This window comes from Streptomyces sp. NPDC058579 (genome assembly GCF_042718575.1).
Lineage (GTDB): Bacteria > Actinomycetota > Actinomycetes > Streptomycetales > Streptomycetaceae > Streptomyces.
This window is the reverse complement of record NZ_JBHXPI010000056.1, coordinates 1-14,133: the sequence shown is the minus strand read 5'-3', so window position 1 is coordinate 14,133 and position 14,133 is coordinate 1. Positions and strand designations below refer to the sequence as shown.

The following is a 14,133-nucleotide window of genomic DNA, read 5'->3' as shown; positions in this document are numbered from 1 at the left end:
GGCGCGAAGCTGCCGCCCTCGGGACCCGGCGCCCCACGCCCAGGCCCACCCCAGCACGAAGCCGCCGCCCGGGGGGGAGGCGAAGCCCCATCCCCAGAACCGCCCCACCGGGGCACAAGGCCCGGCCCCCAACCAGCCCGCGGCGCGAAGCCGACGCGCCCAGGGCAGAGGCCCCCGCGCCCACCCCGCAGCGAGAAGCCACCACCCCGGGGGCACGGGGGCAAAGCCCTCATCCCCCAAAACCCGCCCCACCGGGGCACGGGCCCCACGCCGACCCCACCCCGCGGCGCGAAGCCGCCGCGCTCAGGGGTACGGGGGCGGAGCCCCCGGTCTCGTCAGGGTTTCGGGAAGGGGTGGGGTGGGGGAATCCCCCCGTCACCCCCTCAGCGCCGCCCCGACAACTCGTCGTACACGCTCAACACATGCGCGATCGTCTCGTCCTCCGTCGGCCACGTCCGCGCCTGTACCCGCCCCGCCGCCGCCAGGTCCATCCGACGGTCCGTGTCCTCCAGAAGGCCCCGCACCGCCCCCGCCAGCGCCGCCGCGTCACCCCACGGCACCAACTCCGCCGCGTCCCCGACCAGTTCCGGAACCCCGCCCACCGCCGTCGCGACCAGCGGCACGCCGAGTCGCAGGGCCTCCTGCGCCAGCAGGGAGCGGGCCTCCCAACGCGACGGGAGCACCGCCACGTCCGCCGCCGCCAACAGCTCCGCCACATCGTCCCGGCGCCCGATCAGCCGGACCGCGAGCCCCTCGGCCTCGACCCGCCGCTGCAACGCCGCCCGCTCGCGCCCCTCCCCCGCGATCACCAGCAACGGCTGCGGGTCCAGATCCCGCCACTCCCTCGCCGCGTCGAGCAGCAACCCGTACCCCCGCTCCGGCACCAGCGCCCCGACCGCCATCAGCAACGGCCGGTCCACCGCCCCCAGTTCCGCCCGCGCCTTCCCGTCGTGCAGGCAGACCGGCGCCCGGGACGCGGGCACCGTCACCGGAGCGAGCCGCGCGTCCCGCGCCCCGCGCCGCCGAGCCCGGTCGACCAGCTCCGACGAGGTGCCGAGGACGACGGCTGCCGCCCGCGCCGTCCTTCGTTCGAGCAGCCGCAACAGCCCGCCCCGCGCCCCGTCCACATGGTTGCGGGTGTGCCAGGTCGTCACGAGCGCGGGCCCCCGCACCCCTCCCGATCCCGACAGCGCGAGCGTCGCCCGCACCGAGGCGTGGAGCCCGTGCGCGTGCACCACGTCCGCGCCGATGCAGGCGTTGCGGAGCTGCGCGACCGTCGCGGGGTCGTTGCGGCGCGGGACGGGCACGAAGTGCGCGCCGGCACCGATGAAGTCGTAGGCGCGGTCGAGTTCGGCCGGGGCGCACACGGTCACCCGCACACCCCTCGCCACCAGCCCCGAGGCAAGTGATCGGACGTGAGCGCTACTGCCCGCGCTGCCGCCGCCCAGCACTTGGACCGTACGGAGCTGTGTCACGGCCCCAAGGATGCCAGCCCGTACGCACGTTCCGGCACCGAAGCCCCGTCATGGCCGTGTCGTGGCCTTGCCGTGTCCTTGTCGTGGCCGTTGCCAAGGCTTCAACTCGCCGCGGGCTTTCACTCACACGGGTGAACGCGCGAGGTCGCCGACCTTGTCTCCGTACACCGCCGCCGCGACGAGCCCCACCGCGTGGACGGCGAGTCCGAACCGGCCGTTCCCGGCCGCGATCGCACTGCCGACGGCGGCTCCGAGCGCGTGCGCGCCCGTGTCACCGAGCATGGTCCGCTCACCGAGGTCGTCCACGAGGACGGCGGCCGCGGCGCCCATCGGCGCGGCCGCGAGCGTCCCACGCAGCAGCCCGGCCGCGCCGATCCCGAACAGCTTCACGGCCCCACTGGTGACCTCGCCGTCGCGCAGGGCCCCCAGGTGCGCCCGGAAGCCCCGGCGGTGGTCGCGGTCAGCGTAGGCGCCCCCACGAGGCCTCCGGGCAAGGCCCCCTCAGCCGTCCGCCCGCGCCGTGGCCAGCAGTTCCTCCGCGTGCGCCCGTGCCGTCTCCGAGTCCTCCTGGCCCGCCAGCATCCGCGACAGCTCGCGCACGCGGTCCTCGCCCTCCAGGACGGTGACGCCGGACCGGGTCACGGAGCCGTCGTTGGTCTTCTCGACCAGCAGCTGCCGGTCGGCGAACGCAGCCACCTGCGGAAGGTGGGTGACCACGACGACCTGCGCCGACTTGGCGAGCTTCGCGAGGCGCCGGCCGATCTCCACGGCCGCCTTGCCGCCGACACCCGCGTCGACCTCGTCGAAGAGGTACGTCGGCACCGGGTCCGTACCCGCGAAGACGACCTCGACCGCGAGCATCACCCGGGACAGCTCACCACCGGACGCGCCCTTCGCGATCGGCCGCGGCGGCGCGCCCGGGTGCGGCGCGAGCAGCAGTTCGACCTCGTCGGCGCCGGACGGCGCGTACGCGACCGGGCGGCCGCCGACCTCGACCCCGTCCGGGTCCTCGGTCTGGCTGATCGCGAACGACACGCGCGCGTGGGGCATGGCGAGCGAGGCCAGTTCGGCGGTCACGGCCTCGGCGAACCGGTCCGCCGCCTCCGTACGGGCGTCGGTGAGCGCCTGCGCCAGGACGGACAGCTCGGCCCGCAGCGCGTCCCGCTCGGCCGTCAGCTCGCCGACCCGGTCGTCGTCGCCCTCCAGCTCGTTGAGCCGGGCCGCGCTCTCCTGCGCCCACGCAAGCACGGCCGCGATGTCCGCGCCGTACTTCCGGGTGAGCTGCGTCAGCGCCGCCCGCCGCTCCTCCACGACGGCGAGCCGCCGCGGGTCGGCGTCCAGGTTGTCGGCGTACCCGGCCAGTTCCCCGGCCACGTCGGAGAGCAGGATCGAGATCTCGCCCATCCGGTCCGCGAGCGAGGCGAGCGCGGGGTCGTGCGACCGTACGGCCTCCAGGGCTCGCCCGGCCCCCGCGACCAGGGTCGTCGCGTCGACGGCCTCCGGGTCCTCGGGCTGGCCCGCGAGGGCGGCGTGCGCGAGCGCGGCGGCGGAGGCGAGGGCCTCGGCGTGCCCGAGCCGCTCCGCTTCGGCCGCCAGCTCGACGTCCTCACCGGCCAGCGGCTCGACCGCCTCGATCTCACCGAGCCCGAAGCGCAGCAGGTCGGCCTCCTGGGCCCGCTCCCGCGCCCGGGTGGTGATCTCGTCCAGCTCGGCGACGACGGCCCGCAGCCGCCGGTACGCCTCCGAGTACGCGGCCAGCGGTACGGCGACGGCCTCGCCCGCGTACCGGTCGAGCGCGCCGCGCTGCCGGGCGGGCTTGAGTAGCCCCTGCTGGTCGGTCTGGCCGTGCACGGCGACGAGTTCGTCGGCGAGTTCGGCGAGCAGCCCGACCGGCACCGAACGCCCGCCGAGATGGGCCCGCGAGCGGCCCTCGGCGGAGATCGTCCGGCTGATGAGCAGCGCGCCGTCGTCCAGCTCGGCACCCGCCTCCGCCGCGCGCACGGCGACGGCCGCGCCCTCGGGCAGCGTGATCCGCCCCTCGACGACGGCCGAGCCGGCGCCGATCCGCACCAGGGCGGGGTCGGCGCGCCCGCCGAGCAGCAGCCCAAGGCTGGTCACGACCATCGTCTTGCCCGCACCGGTCTCGCCCGTCACCGCGGTGAAACCGGGCGACAGCTCGACCACCGCGTCGTCGATGACCCCGAGCGACCGTATCCGCATCTCCTCCAACACGGAGAAGACCTTACGAGGTCCGGCCCCACCTGTGCGACGGCCCCTGCCGGAACGGGGTGAACCCGCAGGTCGGGGGCGTGGTTGTCACCCGTGGGGGTGGGCACCACGCCGAGGAACCGCCACGGGTCCTCAGTGCGGCGCGCCCCGCCACCCCGACACCGGCAGCGCGAACTTCGCCACCAGCCGGTCCGTGAACGAGGCATGGTGCAGCCGGGCGAGCCGTACCGGCACCTCGCCGCGCCTGACCTCGACCCGCGCGCCCGCCGGGAGTTCGACCGTCCGGCGGCCGTCGCACCACAGCACGCCGTTCGGCGTGTGCGGCTCGACCTCCACCGCGAGCACCGACTCCGGCGTCGTCACGAGCGGCTTGGCGAACAGCGCGTGCGCCCCGATCGGCACCATGAGCAGCGCCTCGACCTCGGGCCAGATCACCGGCCCGCCGGCCGAGAAGGCGTACGCCGTCGAGCCGGTCGGGGTCGCGCAGATCACCCCGTCGCAGCCGAAGCCGGTGACCGGGCGGCCGTCGATCGCGAGCACGACCTCCAGCATCCGTTCCGGGGAGACCTTCTGCACGGCCGCCTCGTTCAGCGCCCAGTCCCGGTGCAGCACGTCGCCGTTCTCGTACACGACGACATCGAGGGTCATGCGCTCCTCGACCTCGTACGCCCGCGTCACGACCCGGTCGACGACCTTGTCGAGGTCGTCGCGCTCGGCCTCCGCGAGGAAGCCGACCCGGCCCAGGTTGACGCCGAGCATCGGCACGCCGGACGCGCGCGAGAACTCCGAGCCGCGCAGCAGCGTCCCGTCACCGCCGAGGACGACGAGCAGCTCGCAGCCCTCCAGCGCCTCGGCGCAGGCCTCCGGCACCGTCTCCACGGACGGCGGCAGCGGCAGGTCGGCCGCCTCCGCCTCCAGGACACGGACGCCGATCCCGCTGCGCAGCAGCCCGAGGACGACGAGTTCGGCGCTGCGCACGGCGGCCGGGCGGCCGGTGTGCGCGAGCAGGAAGACGGTACGGCTACCGGTACCAGTACCAAGTGGTGCGGTCGTTGAGCTCAACGAGGTCCCTCCGCCACGGCGCGGTCGACATCCGCCGGATCCAGCGCGGGCGCCCCTGCCCGCAGCCACAGAAAGTACTCGACATTGCCGGAGGGGCCGGGCAGCGGGCTGGCGGTCACGCCCAGGACCCCGAGCCCGAGCTCGCCCGCCCGGCGCGCCACGTTCTTCACCGCGTCGCCGCGCAGCTGCGTGCTGCGCACCACACCGCCCGTACCGAGGCGTTCCTTGCCGACCTCGAACTGCGGCTTGACCATGAGCACGAGGTCCGCGTCGGGCGCGGTGCAGCTCACCAGGGCGGGGAGGACGAGGCCGAGCGGGATGAAGGAGAGGTCGCCGACGACGAGGTCGACGGGGGTTCCATCGATGGCGTCGAGGGTCAGCTCGCGTACGTTCGTGCGGTCCTTGACGGTGACCCGGTCGTCGCTCTGCAGGGACCAGGCGAGCTGGCCGTAGCCGACGTCGACGGCCACGACGTGCGCGGCGCCCGCCCGCAGCAGGACGTCCGTGAACCCGCCGGTCGACGCGCCCGCGTCAAGGGCTCGCCGGCCCTCGACCGTCAGCCCCTGGGGTACGAAGGCGGCGAAGGCACCGGCCAGCTTGTGGCCGCCGCGCGAGACGTAGGACGGGTCGTCGTCGTCCGCGGCGACGACGATGGCCGCGGCCGTCTCGACCTGGGTGGCGGGCTTGGTCGCGACCGTCTTGCCGACGGTCACCCGCCCCGCCGCGATCAGCTGGCTGGCGTGCTCGCGCGAGCGGGCGAGCTCACGGCGTACCAGCTCGGCGTCCAGACGGCGGCGTGCCACTCCTGCCACGTTCGGTTCAGCTCCTGAGGTCGTACGGCGGTGTCGGTCCGGGACCGGGTGTCGGTCCGGGACCGGGTGTCGGTCCGGGACCGGGTGTCGGTCCGGGGCGGACGGCGTCGAGCGAGGTCAGCTCGTCGCGCAGTCCACGGTGTACATCCTCGTACACCTCCAGGTGTCCGTCCGCCGGAAGGCCGTCGGCATCGGCAAGCCGCTCCAGGAGGGCGTCCACGACGGGCCGGCCGGTGGGAACACGCTCGACGCCGAGGGGCGCGGGCCCGACGGGCTCGAACCTCGCCTCCTCCGCCGCTTCCGCCGCCTCCGGCGCTGCGTCCGTCACGTCACTCATGCGCCCGACGCTATCGCGAAGCCCTGGGGTACGGTCGACGGCGATGGCCACGATCGAGGAGTGCCGCAGCGCACTCGACAAACTTTCGGACAATCTCACGCGCGCCGACGGCGAGGTCCGCAGCGCCGCCGCGCTCGACCGCAGCCTGAGCTGCCACATCACGGACCTGGACAGCACGTTCACCGGCCGCCTCGCGGACGGCCGGATCCAGGTCCAGGACACGGTGCCGGGCCCGCCGCCCGCCAAGGCGCAGATCCGCCTGGCGATGACGGGCGACGACCTGGTGGCGATGGTGGACGGCGAGCTGAACTTCGCGAAAGCCTGGGCCTCCGGCCGGGTCAGGCTGGAGGCGGGCTTCCGCGATCTGCTGAAGCTGCGCTCACTTCTGTAGCGAACGACCGGCGGGCCGGCCCTCCCGCCCCCCGTTCGCCCGCGCCTTGCGCCCCGCGGGCACGACCAGCGGCGTTCCCGTCTCCGGGTCCTCGATGACCTGGCAGCGCACTCCGAAGACCCGCTCGACGAGCTCGGCCGTGACGACCTCGGCGGGCGGGCCCTCCGCGACGACCTCGCCGTCCCGGCAGGCGATCAGGTGGGTGGCGTACCGGGCCGCGTGGTTGAGGTCGTGGAGGACGGCGACGAGCGTCCGGCCCTGGGTCTCGTGCAGCTCGGCGCACAGGTCGAGGACGTCGATCTGGTGCTGGATGTCGAGGAAGGTCGTGGGCTCGTCGAGGAGCAGCAGCGGGGTCTGCTGGGCGAGCGCCATCGCGATCCACACCCGCTGGCGCTGACCGCCGGAGAGCTCGTCGACGTACCGCTCGGCGAGCTCCGCGACGCCCGTCGACTCCATCGACTCCTGGACGATCCGCTCGTCCTCCGGTGACCACTGGCGCAGCAGACCCTGGTGCGGGTAGCGGCCGCGGGCCACCAGGTCGGCGACCGTGATGCCGTCGGGGGCGATCGAGGACTGCGGCAGCAGACCGAGAGTCCTGGCGACCTTCTTGGCCGGCATGGCGTGGATGCTCTGCCCGTCGAGGAGCACCCGGCCCTGGGTGGGTCTGAGCATCCGGGAGAGGGCGCGCAGGAGGGTCGACTTGCCGCACGCGTTGGGCCCGACGATGACCGTGAACGAGTTGTCGGGGATCGCCACGGACAGCTCGCGGGCGATGACCCGCTGGTCGTAGGCGAGCGTGACCGACTCGGCGCTGAGCCGCTGGGCCTGACGGTCCATGGAGGTGCTCCTGAGGTTCTTGTCGTACGAGTCATGCGCATCGGTCATGCGCGCCAAGGGCGTCATATACGCCCCGCCTTCCGCTCCGTGACGAGCAGCCACAGCAGATAGCAGCCGCCGAGCACTCCGGTGACGACGCCCACCGGCAGCTGCCGGTCGCCGAAGGCGTTGGTCGCGGTCCAGTCGGCGACGAGCAGCAGCGCGGAGGCCATGAGGGCGGAGGCGGCGAGGTTGGGGCCGGGCGCGCGGGTCAGCCGGCGGGCCAGCTGCGGGGCGCTCAGGGAGACGAAGACGATGGGCCCGGCGGCCGCGGTGGCCACGGCGACGAGCACGACGGCGGAGGCCATCAGCACGATCCGGGTCCGCTCGACCCGCACCCCGAGCGCGTACGCGGAGTCGTCGCCCATCTCCAGCATCCGCAGCGCCCGCCCGTGCCCGAGGACCAGCGGGACGAAAACGCAGCAGACGGCGAACAGCGGCCAGAACTGCGCCCAGTCCCGCCCTTCCAGCGAGCCGGTCATCCAGACCGTGGCCCGGGTGGCGTCGACCAGGTTGGCCTTGGTGATGAGGTAGTGGATGACGGCGCTGAGCATCGCGGCCGCGCCGATGCCGACGAGGACGAGCCGGTAGCCGTGGATCCCGCGCTTCCAGGCGAGGAGGTAGATCACGGCGCCGGTGATCAGGCCGCCGACGACGGCTCCCCCCGCGGCGGCCATCGCGCTGCCCTGGAAGAGCACGATGACGCCGAGGGCGCCGACGGTGGCGCCCTGGCCGAAGCCGATGACGTCGGGGCTGCCGAGCGGGTTGCGGGAGATCGACTGGAAGACGGCGCCGCCGATGCCGAGCGCCGCGCCGACGAAGACGGCGACGAGGACGCGCGGCAGCCGCAGGTCCATCACGGCGAACTCCTGGACGGGGGTGCCGTCGCCGAGCAGCGTGGCGAGGACGTCGCCCGGGGCGATGGGGAAGTCCCCGCTGCCGATGAGGACGACCCCGGCCGCGAGGGTGGCCACGAGCAGCAGGACCACGGAGAGCGCGGCGCGGGGCTCGTACCGTACGGAGAACCCGCCCCCGGTCCGTATCGACTTCACAGCTGGGCCATCCTCTTGCGGCGGACGAGGTGGATGAAGACGGGCCCGCCGACGAGCGCGGTGACGATGCCGACCTGGAGCTCGGCGGGGCGGGCCACGAGCCGGCCGATCACGTCGGAGCCGAGGAGCAGGGCCGGCGCGAGGACGGCCGCGTACAGGATGATCCAGCGCATGTCCGGCCCGGTGACGGCGCGGACGAGGTACGGGACCATCAGCCCGAGGAACACGATGGGCCCGCAGGCTGCGGTCGCGGCGCCGCACATCAGCGTGACGGCGACCATCGCGAGGACCCGGGTGCGGTTCAGGTTCGCGCCCAGCGCGCGGGCGGTGTCGTCGCCCATCTCCATGGCGTTGAGCGGCCGGGAGATCAGCAGGGCGAGGACGACCCCGACGAGGATGAAGGGCGCGACGCGACGCACGGTGTCCATGTCGGCGGAGGCCAGCGAGCCGACGGTCCAGAAGCGGAGCCGGTCGAGGGCGGCGGAGTTCAGGAGCTGGACGGCGTTGACGTACCCGTAGAGCGCGGCGGTGGCGGCGGTTCCGGCGAGCGCCAGGCGCACGGGCGTGGCGCTGCGGCTGCCGCCGAGGACGTACACGACGACGGAGACGACGGCGGCCCCGAGGAACGCGAACCAGACGTAGGCGTCGACGTCGGTGATCCCGAGGAACGCGATCGCGGAGACGACGGCCGCGGCGGCCCCGGCGTTCACGCCGAGCAGCCCGGGCTCCGCGAGCGGGTTACGGGTGAGGCCCTGCATGACGGCCCCGGAGAGCCCGAGGGCGACGCCGACGAGCAGCCCGAGGACGGTCCGGGGGACGCGGACGTCACGGATGATGACGTCGTTGTCGGTACCGGTGTGGTGGAACAGCCCGTGCCACACATCGCTGAGCGGCACGGGTTTGGCACCGATCATGATGCTCAGGACACAGACCAGCAGCAGCACCACGACACCCACGACAAGCCCGAGCGCCCGCACGGAATGCCTGCGGCCCGTCGCCTGGGGGGATTTCGTAGCCTCCGCGCTCGCTCGGGAGGAACTCTCGACCAACACGAGGTTAGGCTAACCTACCCTACCTTTCCCCAACCCCAACGGCCCCAAGGGCCCCAACGGTCCCACCGACCACGAGGCTCGACGGCCTCACCGGTCAGTCCCAACGGCCTCGACCACCCACCGACCGTCACATCCCCAACCGCTCCAACGCCTTCCCCCCGTCCAGCCCACAGGCCCCGGCCCCCGCCTCCGACCACGCCGCCCCGCACAGCGCCCGCACCCCGTCCATGACGTCGAGCGAGCCGGCCTCCTCGCCCCCCACACCCTCCAGCAGCAACGCGCCCCCGCTCACGGACGCCCGCCACCCCCCGCACACGAACGCCCCACCCGTCTCCACGACCTCCGGCTGCCCCACCAGGAGCCCCCGCAGGTCCGCCGACACGTATGTCGGCCGGTGCTCCGGCACCGCCGCGAGCAGCTGCGCCACGTCCGTCACCCCGGTGAACACGAGCAGCGAGTCCACGCCCCCGTTGAACGCGCCCTCGATGTCCGTGTCCAACCGGTCCCCGACCACCAACGGCCGCCGCGCCCCCGTCCGCAGCACCGTCTCCCGGTGCATCGGCGGCAGCGGCTTCCCCGCCACCTTCGGCTCCACGACACCGCCCGTGGCGATCCGTACGACCTCCACCGCCGCCCCGTTCCCGGGACCGATCCCCCGCGCGCCGGGAATCGTCAGATCGGTGTTGGACGCGTACCAGGGCACGCCTCGCGCCACGGCGTACCCGGCCTCCGCGAACCGCGCCCACGGCAGGTCCGGCCCGCCGTACCCCTGGACCACCGCCGCGAGGCCCGGCACGTCCGCCGACTCCACCGGCTCAAGGCCCCGCTCGCGCAGCGCCACGCGAAGCCCCTCCCCGCCGACGACAAGCACCGGCGAACCGGCGGGCACGTCGTCGGCGATGAGCCGCGCCACCGCCTGCGCCGAGGTGATGACGTCCCCGGCCTCCGCCGGCACCCCCAGCTCGGTGAGGTGCGCGGCCACCGCGTCCGGCGTCCGCAGCGCGTTGTTGGTGACGTACGCGAGGTGCATCCCGCCGGCCCGGGCGACCGCCAGCGCGTCGACGGCGTGCGCGATCGCCTCACCGCCCGCGTACACGACTCCGTCCAGGTCGAGCAGCGCCGTGTCGTACGCCTCGCTCAGCGCGACCGCACTGCCGTCGAGCACCGTCCTGGGCCGTCCGCCCTGGCCACCGTCACCCATACCCACCACACACTCCTCGCCTGTCAGCCGTCCCCGCTCCCCCGATCATCGCTCATTGCCACCGCGCACTTACGATTGCTCAATGAACACCAGTGGTCCTGCGGCCGACGACGGTCTGCACCTGGTCCCGTTCCGGGGTCTGCGCTACGTCCCCGAACGGGTCGGCAGCCTGGCCGCCGTGACCTCGCCCCCGTACGACGTCGTCGTCCGGCCCGACGGTCTCCACCACCTGGAGTCCGCCGACCCCCACAACATCGTCCGGCTGATCCTTCCGCAGGCCATCAGCCCCGGCACCCGCCACCGCAAGGCCGCCGTCACCCTCGACCGCTGGCTCGCCGAGGGCGTCCTCGCGCCGGACCCCGAGCCCGCGCTCTACGTGTACGAGCAGAGCAGCGGCGACATCCTCCAGCGCGGCATCATCGGCGCCCTGGAGCTCACCACCCCGGCCGAGGGCATCGTCCTGCCCCACGAGGACGTCATGCCCCACGTCGTCGAGGACCGCGCCGATCTGATGCGGACCACGGCCGCCAACCTGGAACCGCTGCTCCTCACCTACCGGGGCAACGGCGACGGACCGGCCGACGTCATCGAACGCACCGTCCGGCGCGCCCCCCTCCTCGCCACGACCACGGAGGACGGCTTCAGCCACCGCCTCTGGGCGATCACGGACCCGACCGAACTCGCGGCGGTCTCCGCCGGCCTGGCCGAGCACCAGGCGCTGATCGCCGACGGCCACCACCGCTGGGCGACGTACCTCCGCCTCCGCGAGGAACACCCCCAGCCCGGCCCCTGGAACTACGGCCTCGTCCTCCTCATCGACACGGCCCGCTACCCCCTGCGCGTCCGCGCGATCCACCGCCTGCTCAACCGCCTCCCCGTGGCGGACGCCCTCGCAGCCCTCGGCGACGACTTCCGGATCCGCCGCCTCGACGCCACGCTCCCGGACGCCATGGCGTCCCTCGCGACCGCCGCGTCGGACGGCAACGCCTTCCTCCTGGCAGGCGACGGCACGTTCCACCTCGTGGACCGCCCCGCCCCTGACCTCCTCGCCCGCACCGTCCCCGAGGACCGCCCGCAGGCCTGGCGCACCCTGGACGCCACCGTCCTGCACGCCACGCTCCTCGACCACCTCTGGCACATCCCGGACGCCCCGGAGGACATCAGCTACATCCACGACACCGAAGCGGCCGTGGAACAGGCGGAGCGCCGGGGCGGTACGGCGGTACTGATGCACCCGGTACGGGAGGACGTCGTACGGGACCTGGCACGGCAGGGCGTCACCATGCCCCGCAAGTCGACCTCCTTCGGCCCGAAGCCGGCCACGGGCCTGGTCCTGAGAAGCCTGGCGCTCGACTGAGGACATACGAAAGGGCGGTACCCCCGGAGGGGTACCGCCCTTTCGTCACGCATCAGCCCCGGTCGTCGGGCTGGTCCTCATCCGCTTCATCCGCCTCGTCGACCTCGTCGGCGACATCGACGCTCCCGGACGGCTCCCCGTCCTGGTCCCCGTCCGCGTCGTCGATCTCGTCCTCGTCGATGGCGTCCACGAACTCGACACCGTCCAGCTCGGCGAGCCGGTCGGAGGCGTCCGTGGCCCCGTCCTTGTCCGCCTCCAGCGCCTTGGCGAACCACTCCCGCGCCTCGGGCTCACGATCGGCCGCGAGCAGCGCGTCGGCGTAGGCGTACCGCAGGCGCGCGGTCCACGGCTGAACGGCGCTGGACGCGAGCTCGGGGCTCTGCAGCGTCACGATGGCGGCCTCCAGCTGCCCCATGTCGCGACGGGCGCCGGCGGCGACGAGCCGCATCTCGACCTGCCCGGCCTTGTCCAGCTTCTGCACCTCGGGCTCACCGGCCATGGCGAGCGCCCGCTCGGGCCGGCCCATGCCGCGCTCGCAGTCGGCCATCACGGGCCACAGCTCGACACCACCGGTCATCCGCCGCGCGGCCCGGAACTCGGCCAGCGCCTCGGAGTACTTCTGCGTGGCGTACGCGGCGAAACCGGCGGCCTCACGGACGGCGGCGACGCGCGAGGCGAGCCGCAGGGCGATGCGCGAGTACGCGTACGCCTGCTCCGGGTCCTCGTCGATCAGGTCGGCGACCATGACGAGGTTACGAGCGACGTCCTCGGCGAGCCCCTTGGGCAGGCTCATGAGCTCCTGGCGCACATCGTCGTCGATCTCCTCGCCGGTGACCTCCGGCGGGATCGGCAGCCGCTTGATCGGCGCCCGGTCGGTCCGCTCACGGTCGTCACGCCCACGGAACCCGCCACCACGGCTGTCGTCACGCCCGCGGTACCCGCCGCCACGGCTGTCGTCGCGCGGCCGGTCGTCACGGCGGAACCCACCACCACGGTTGTCATCCCGACGGGGCCCACGAGGCCGCTCGTCCCGCCCACGGAAACCGCCACCACGGCTGTCGTCGCGCCGGTCATCACGGGGCCGCTCATCACGGCGGTCGTCCCGACGGAACGACGGACGCTCATCGCGCCGGTCGTCACGGGGACGGTCGTCACGGCGGAAGGAAGGACGCTCGTCACGCCGGTCGTCACGCGGCCGGTCATCACGACGGAACCCACCACCGCGGTTGTCATCACGCCGATCGTCGCGACGGAAGCCACCGCCACGGTTGTCGTCACGCCGGTCGTCCCGACGGAACGCCGGACGCTCGTCACGGCGGTCGTCACGCGGCCGGTCGTCGCGACGGAACCCGCCACCGCGGTTGTCATCACGACGGTCGTCACGGGGACGGTCGTCACGCCGGAAGGAGGGACGGTCATCACGACGGTCGTCACGCGGACGGTCGTCACGCCGGAACCCACCACCACGGCTGTCATCACGCCGGTCATCACGGCGGAAGCCACCGCCACGGTTGTCGTCACGCCGGTCGTCACGGGGACGGTCGTCACGCCGGAAGGGCGGACGCTCATCGCGACGGAACCCGCCACCGCGGTTGTCATCACGGCGGTCGTCGCGCGGACGGTCGTCACGGCGGAAGGAAGGACGGTCATCGCGACGGTCGTCACGCGGACGGTCATCGCGACGGAACCCGCCACCGCGGTTGTCATCACGCCGGTCGTCCCGGCGGAAGCCACCACCACGGTTGTCGCCACGGCTATCACCACGGCTGTCACTGCGACGGTCATCACGGGGGCGGTCATCACGGGGACGCTCGTCGCGGGGACGCTCGTCACGGCGGTCGTCCCGACGGAACGGCGGGCGGTCATCGCGACGGTCGTCACGCGGACGGTCATCGCGGCGGAAACCACCACCACGGTTGTCATCACGCCGGTCATCGCGACGGAAGCCGGCGCCGCCACCCCGGTTGTCGTCACGGCGCGGGCCACGGAAGCCGCCCCGCTCGCCACCGTCCCTGCGACGCGGCTCGCGCTCCGGACGGTCGTCGGGAGAGTTGGTGGACATCGACGTGACTCCTGTCTTCGGGTACTGCAGTCATTCTCGCGCAGTCGGCACCCCGACGCGCTTCGGAAAAATCAAGGAAAAACAAAAGGACCCCTGGTCCCAGCATGAACGCTGGGACCAAGGGTCCTGAAAGATTGTTCGGCGGCGTCCTACTCTCCCACAGGGTCCCCCCTGCAGTACCATCGGCGCTGAAAGGCTTAGCTTCCGGGTTCGGAATGTAACCGGGC

General features: G+C 73.5%; 13 protein-coding genes, 1 rRNA gene and 1 pseudogene. 2 read left to right on the top strand and 13 right to left on the bottom strand.

Features of this window, described 5'->3' with window-relative positions; translation table 11 throughout:
* Positions 1 to 383 precede the first annotated feature (383 nt).
* From ACFWRO_RS33930 to ACFWRO_RS33905, 6 genes and pseudogenes are all read right to left on the bottom strand, one after another.
* The gene (locus ACFWRO_RS33930; protein ID WP_384517482.1) at positions 384 to 1,475 is read right to left on the bottom strand and encodes a glycosyltransferase family 4 protein; all 1,092 of its coding nucleotides are present in this window, start codon (positions 1,473 to 1,475) and stop codon (positions 384 to 386) included.
* A gap of 123 nt (positions 1,476 to 1,598) precedes the next feature.
* A pseudogene (locus tag ACFWRO_RS33925) lies at positions 1,599 to 1,949 on the bottom strand (hypothetical protein); the annotation flags it as partial.
* A 27-nt stretch (positions 1,950 to 1,976) separates the two neighbouring features.
* Entirely contained in the window at positions 1,977 to 3,695 is a 1,719-nt protein-coding gene (gene recN / locus ACFWRO_RS33920) for a DNA repair protein RecN (RefSeq protein ID WP_384517556.1), read from the bottom strand.
* A 141-nt stretch (positions 3,696 to 3,836) separates the two neighbouring features.
* Positions 3,837 to 4,766: an NAD kinase gene (locus ACFWRO_RS33915; protein WP_384517479.1), complete on the bottom strand. Its 930-nt coding sequence runs from the start codon at positions 4,764 to 4,766 to the stop codon at positions 3,837 to 3,839.
* Positions 4,763 to 5,578, bottom strand: coding sequence for a TlyA family RNA methyltransferase (locus tag ACFWRO_RS33910; protein ID WP_384517477.1), 816 nt, complete (start codon positions 5,576 to 5,578; stop codon positions 4,763 to 4,765). Before ACFWRO_RS33910 ends, ACFWRO_RS33915 begins: the two co-directional genes overlap by 4 nt.
* Before the next feature lie 7 nt (positions 5,579 to 5,585).
* The gene (locus tag ACFWRO_RS33905; protein WP_384517474.1) at positions 5,586 to 5,915 is read right to left on the bottom strand and encodes a hypothetical protein; all 330 of its coding nucleotides are present in this window, start codon (positions 5,913 to 5,915) and stop codon (positions 5,586 to 5,588) included.
* A 43-nt stretch (positions 5,916 to 5,958) separates the two neighbouring features.
* On the opposite strand from ACFWRO_RS33905, the gene ACFWRO_RS33900 reads away from it, so the two are divergent.
* Positions 5,959 to 6,306 (top strand): SCP2 sterol-binding domain-containing protein, encoded by a 348-nt coding sequence (locus ACFWRO_RS33900; protein WP_384517471.1) that lies wholly within the window; start codon positions 5,959 to 5,961, stop codon positions 6,304 to 6,306.
* On the opposite strand, the gene ACFWRO_RS33895 is transcribed toward ACFWRO_RS33900, so the two are convergent.
* The 4 genes from ACFWRO_RS33895 to ACFWRO_RS33880 form a co-directional block, all read right to left on the bottom strand.
* Positions 6,295 to 7,143, bottom strand: coding sequence for an ABC transporter ATP-binding protein (locus ACFWRO_RS33895; protein ID WP_384517553.1), 849 nt, complete (start codon positions 7,141 to 7,143; stop codon positions 6,295 to 6,297). The genes ACFWRO_RS33900 and ACFWRO_RS33895 overlap by 12 nt on opposite strands.
* Positions 7,144 to 7,205: 62 nt before the next feature.
* Positions 7,206 to 8,234 (bottom strand): FecCD family ABC transporter permease, encoded by a 1,029-nt coding sequence (locus tag ACFWRO_RS33890; RefSeq protein ID WP_384517468.1) that lies wholly within the window; start codon positions 8,232 to 8,234, stop codon positions 7,206 to 7,208.
* Positions 8,231 to 9,190, bottom strand: a complete 960-nt coding sequence (locus tag ACFWRO_RS33885) for a FecCD family ABC transporter permease (protein WP_384517550.1) — start codon at positions 9,188 to 9,190, stop codon at positions 8,231 to 8,233. Before ACFWRO_RS33885 ends, ACFWRO_RS33890 begins: the two co-directional genes overlap by 4 nt.
* Positions 9,191 to 9,413: 223 nt before the next feature.
* Positions 9,414 to 10,487 carry an HAD hydrolase-like protein gene (locus tag ACFWRO_RS33880; RefSeq protein WP_384517548.1) on the bottom strand — a complete coding sequence of 358 codons (1,074 nt, stop codon included), beginning with the start codon at positions 10,485 to 10,487 and terminating at the stop codon, positions 9,414 to 9,416.
* Between the two features lie 82 nt (positions 10,488 to 10,569).
* On the opposite strand from ACFWRO_RS33880, the gene ACFWRO_RS33875 reads away from it, so the two are divergent.
* On the top strand, positions 10,570 to 11,844 hold the full coding sequence (locus tag ACFWRO_RS33875) for a DUF1015 domain-containing protein (protein ID WP_384517465.1): 1,275 nt from the start codon (positions 10,570 to 10,572) through the stop codon (positions 11,842 to 11,844).
* Between the two features lie 52 nt (positions 11,845 to 11,896).
* Here ACFWRO_RS33875 and ACFWRO_RS33870 read toward each other — a convergent pair whose 3' ends face one another.
* From ACFWRO_RS33870 to rrf, 3 genes are all read right to left on the bottom strand, one after another.
* Positions 11,897 to 12,637, bottom strand: coding sequence for a hypothetical protein (locus ACFWRO_RS33870; RefSeq protein WP_384517463.1), 741 nt, complete (start codon positions 12,635 to 12,637; stop codon positions 11,897 to 11,899).
* Positions 12,634 to 13,818, bottom strand: coding sequence for a hypothetical protein (locus tag ACFWRO_RS33865; protein WP_384517460.1), 1,185 nt, complete (start codon positions 13,816 to 13,818; stop codon positions 12,634 to 12,636). The genes ACFWRO_RS33870 and ACFWRO_RS33865 overlap by 4 nt, the downstream gene beginning before the upstream one ends.
* A gap of 224 nt (positions 13,819 to 14,042) precedes the next feature.
* A 5S ribosomal RNA gene (gene rrf, locus ACFWRO_RS33860) occupies positions 14,043 to 14,133 on the bottom strand; the annotation flags it as partial.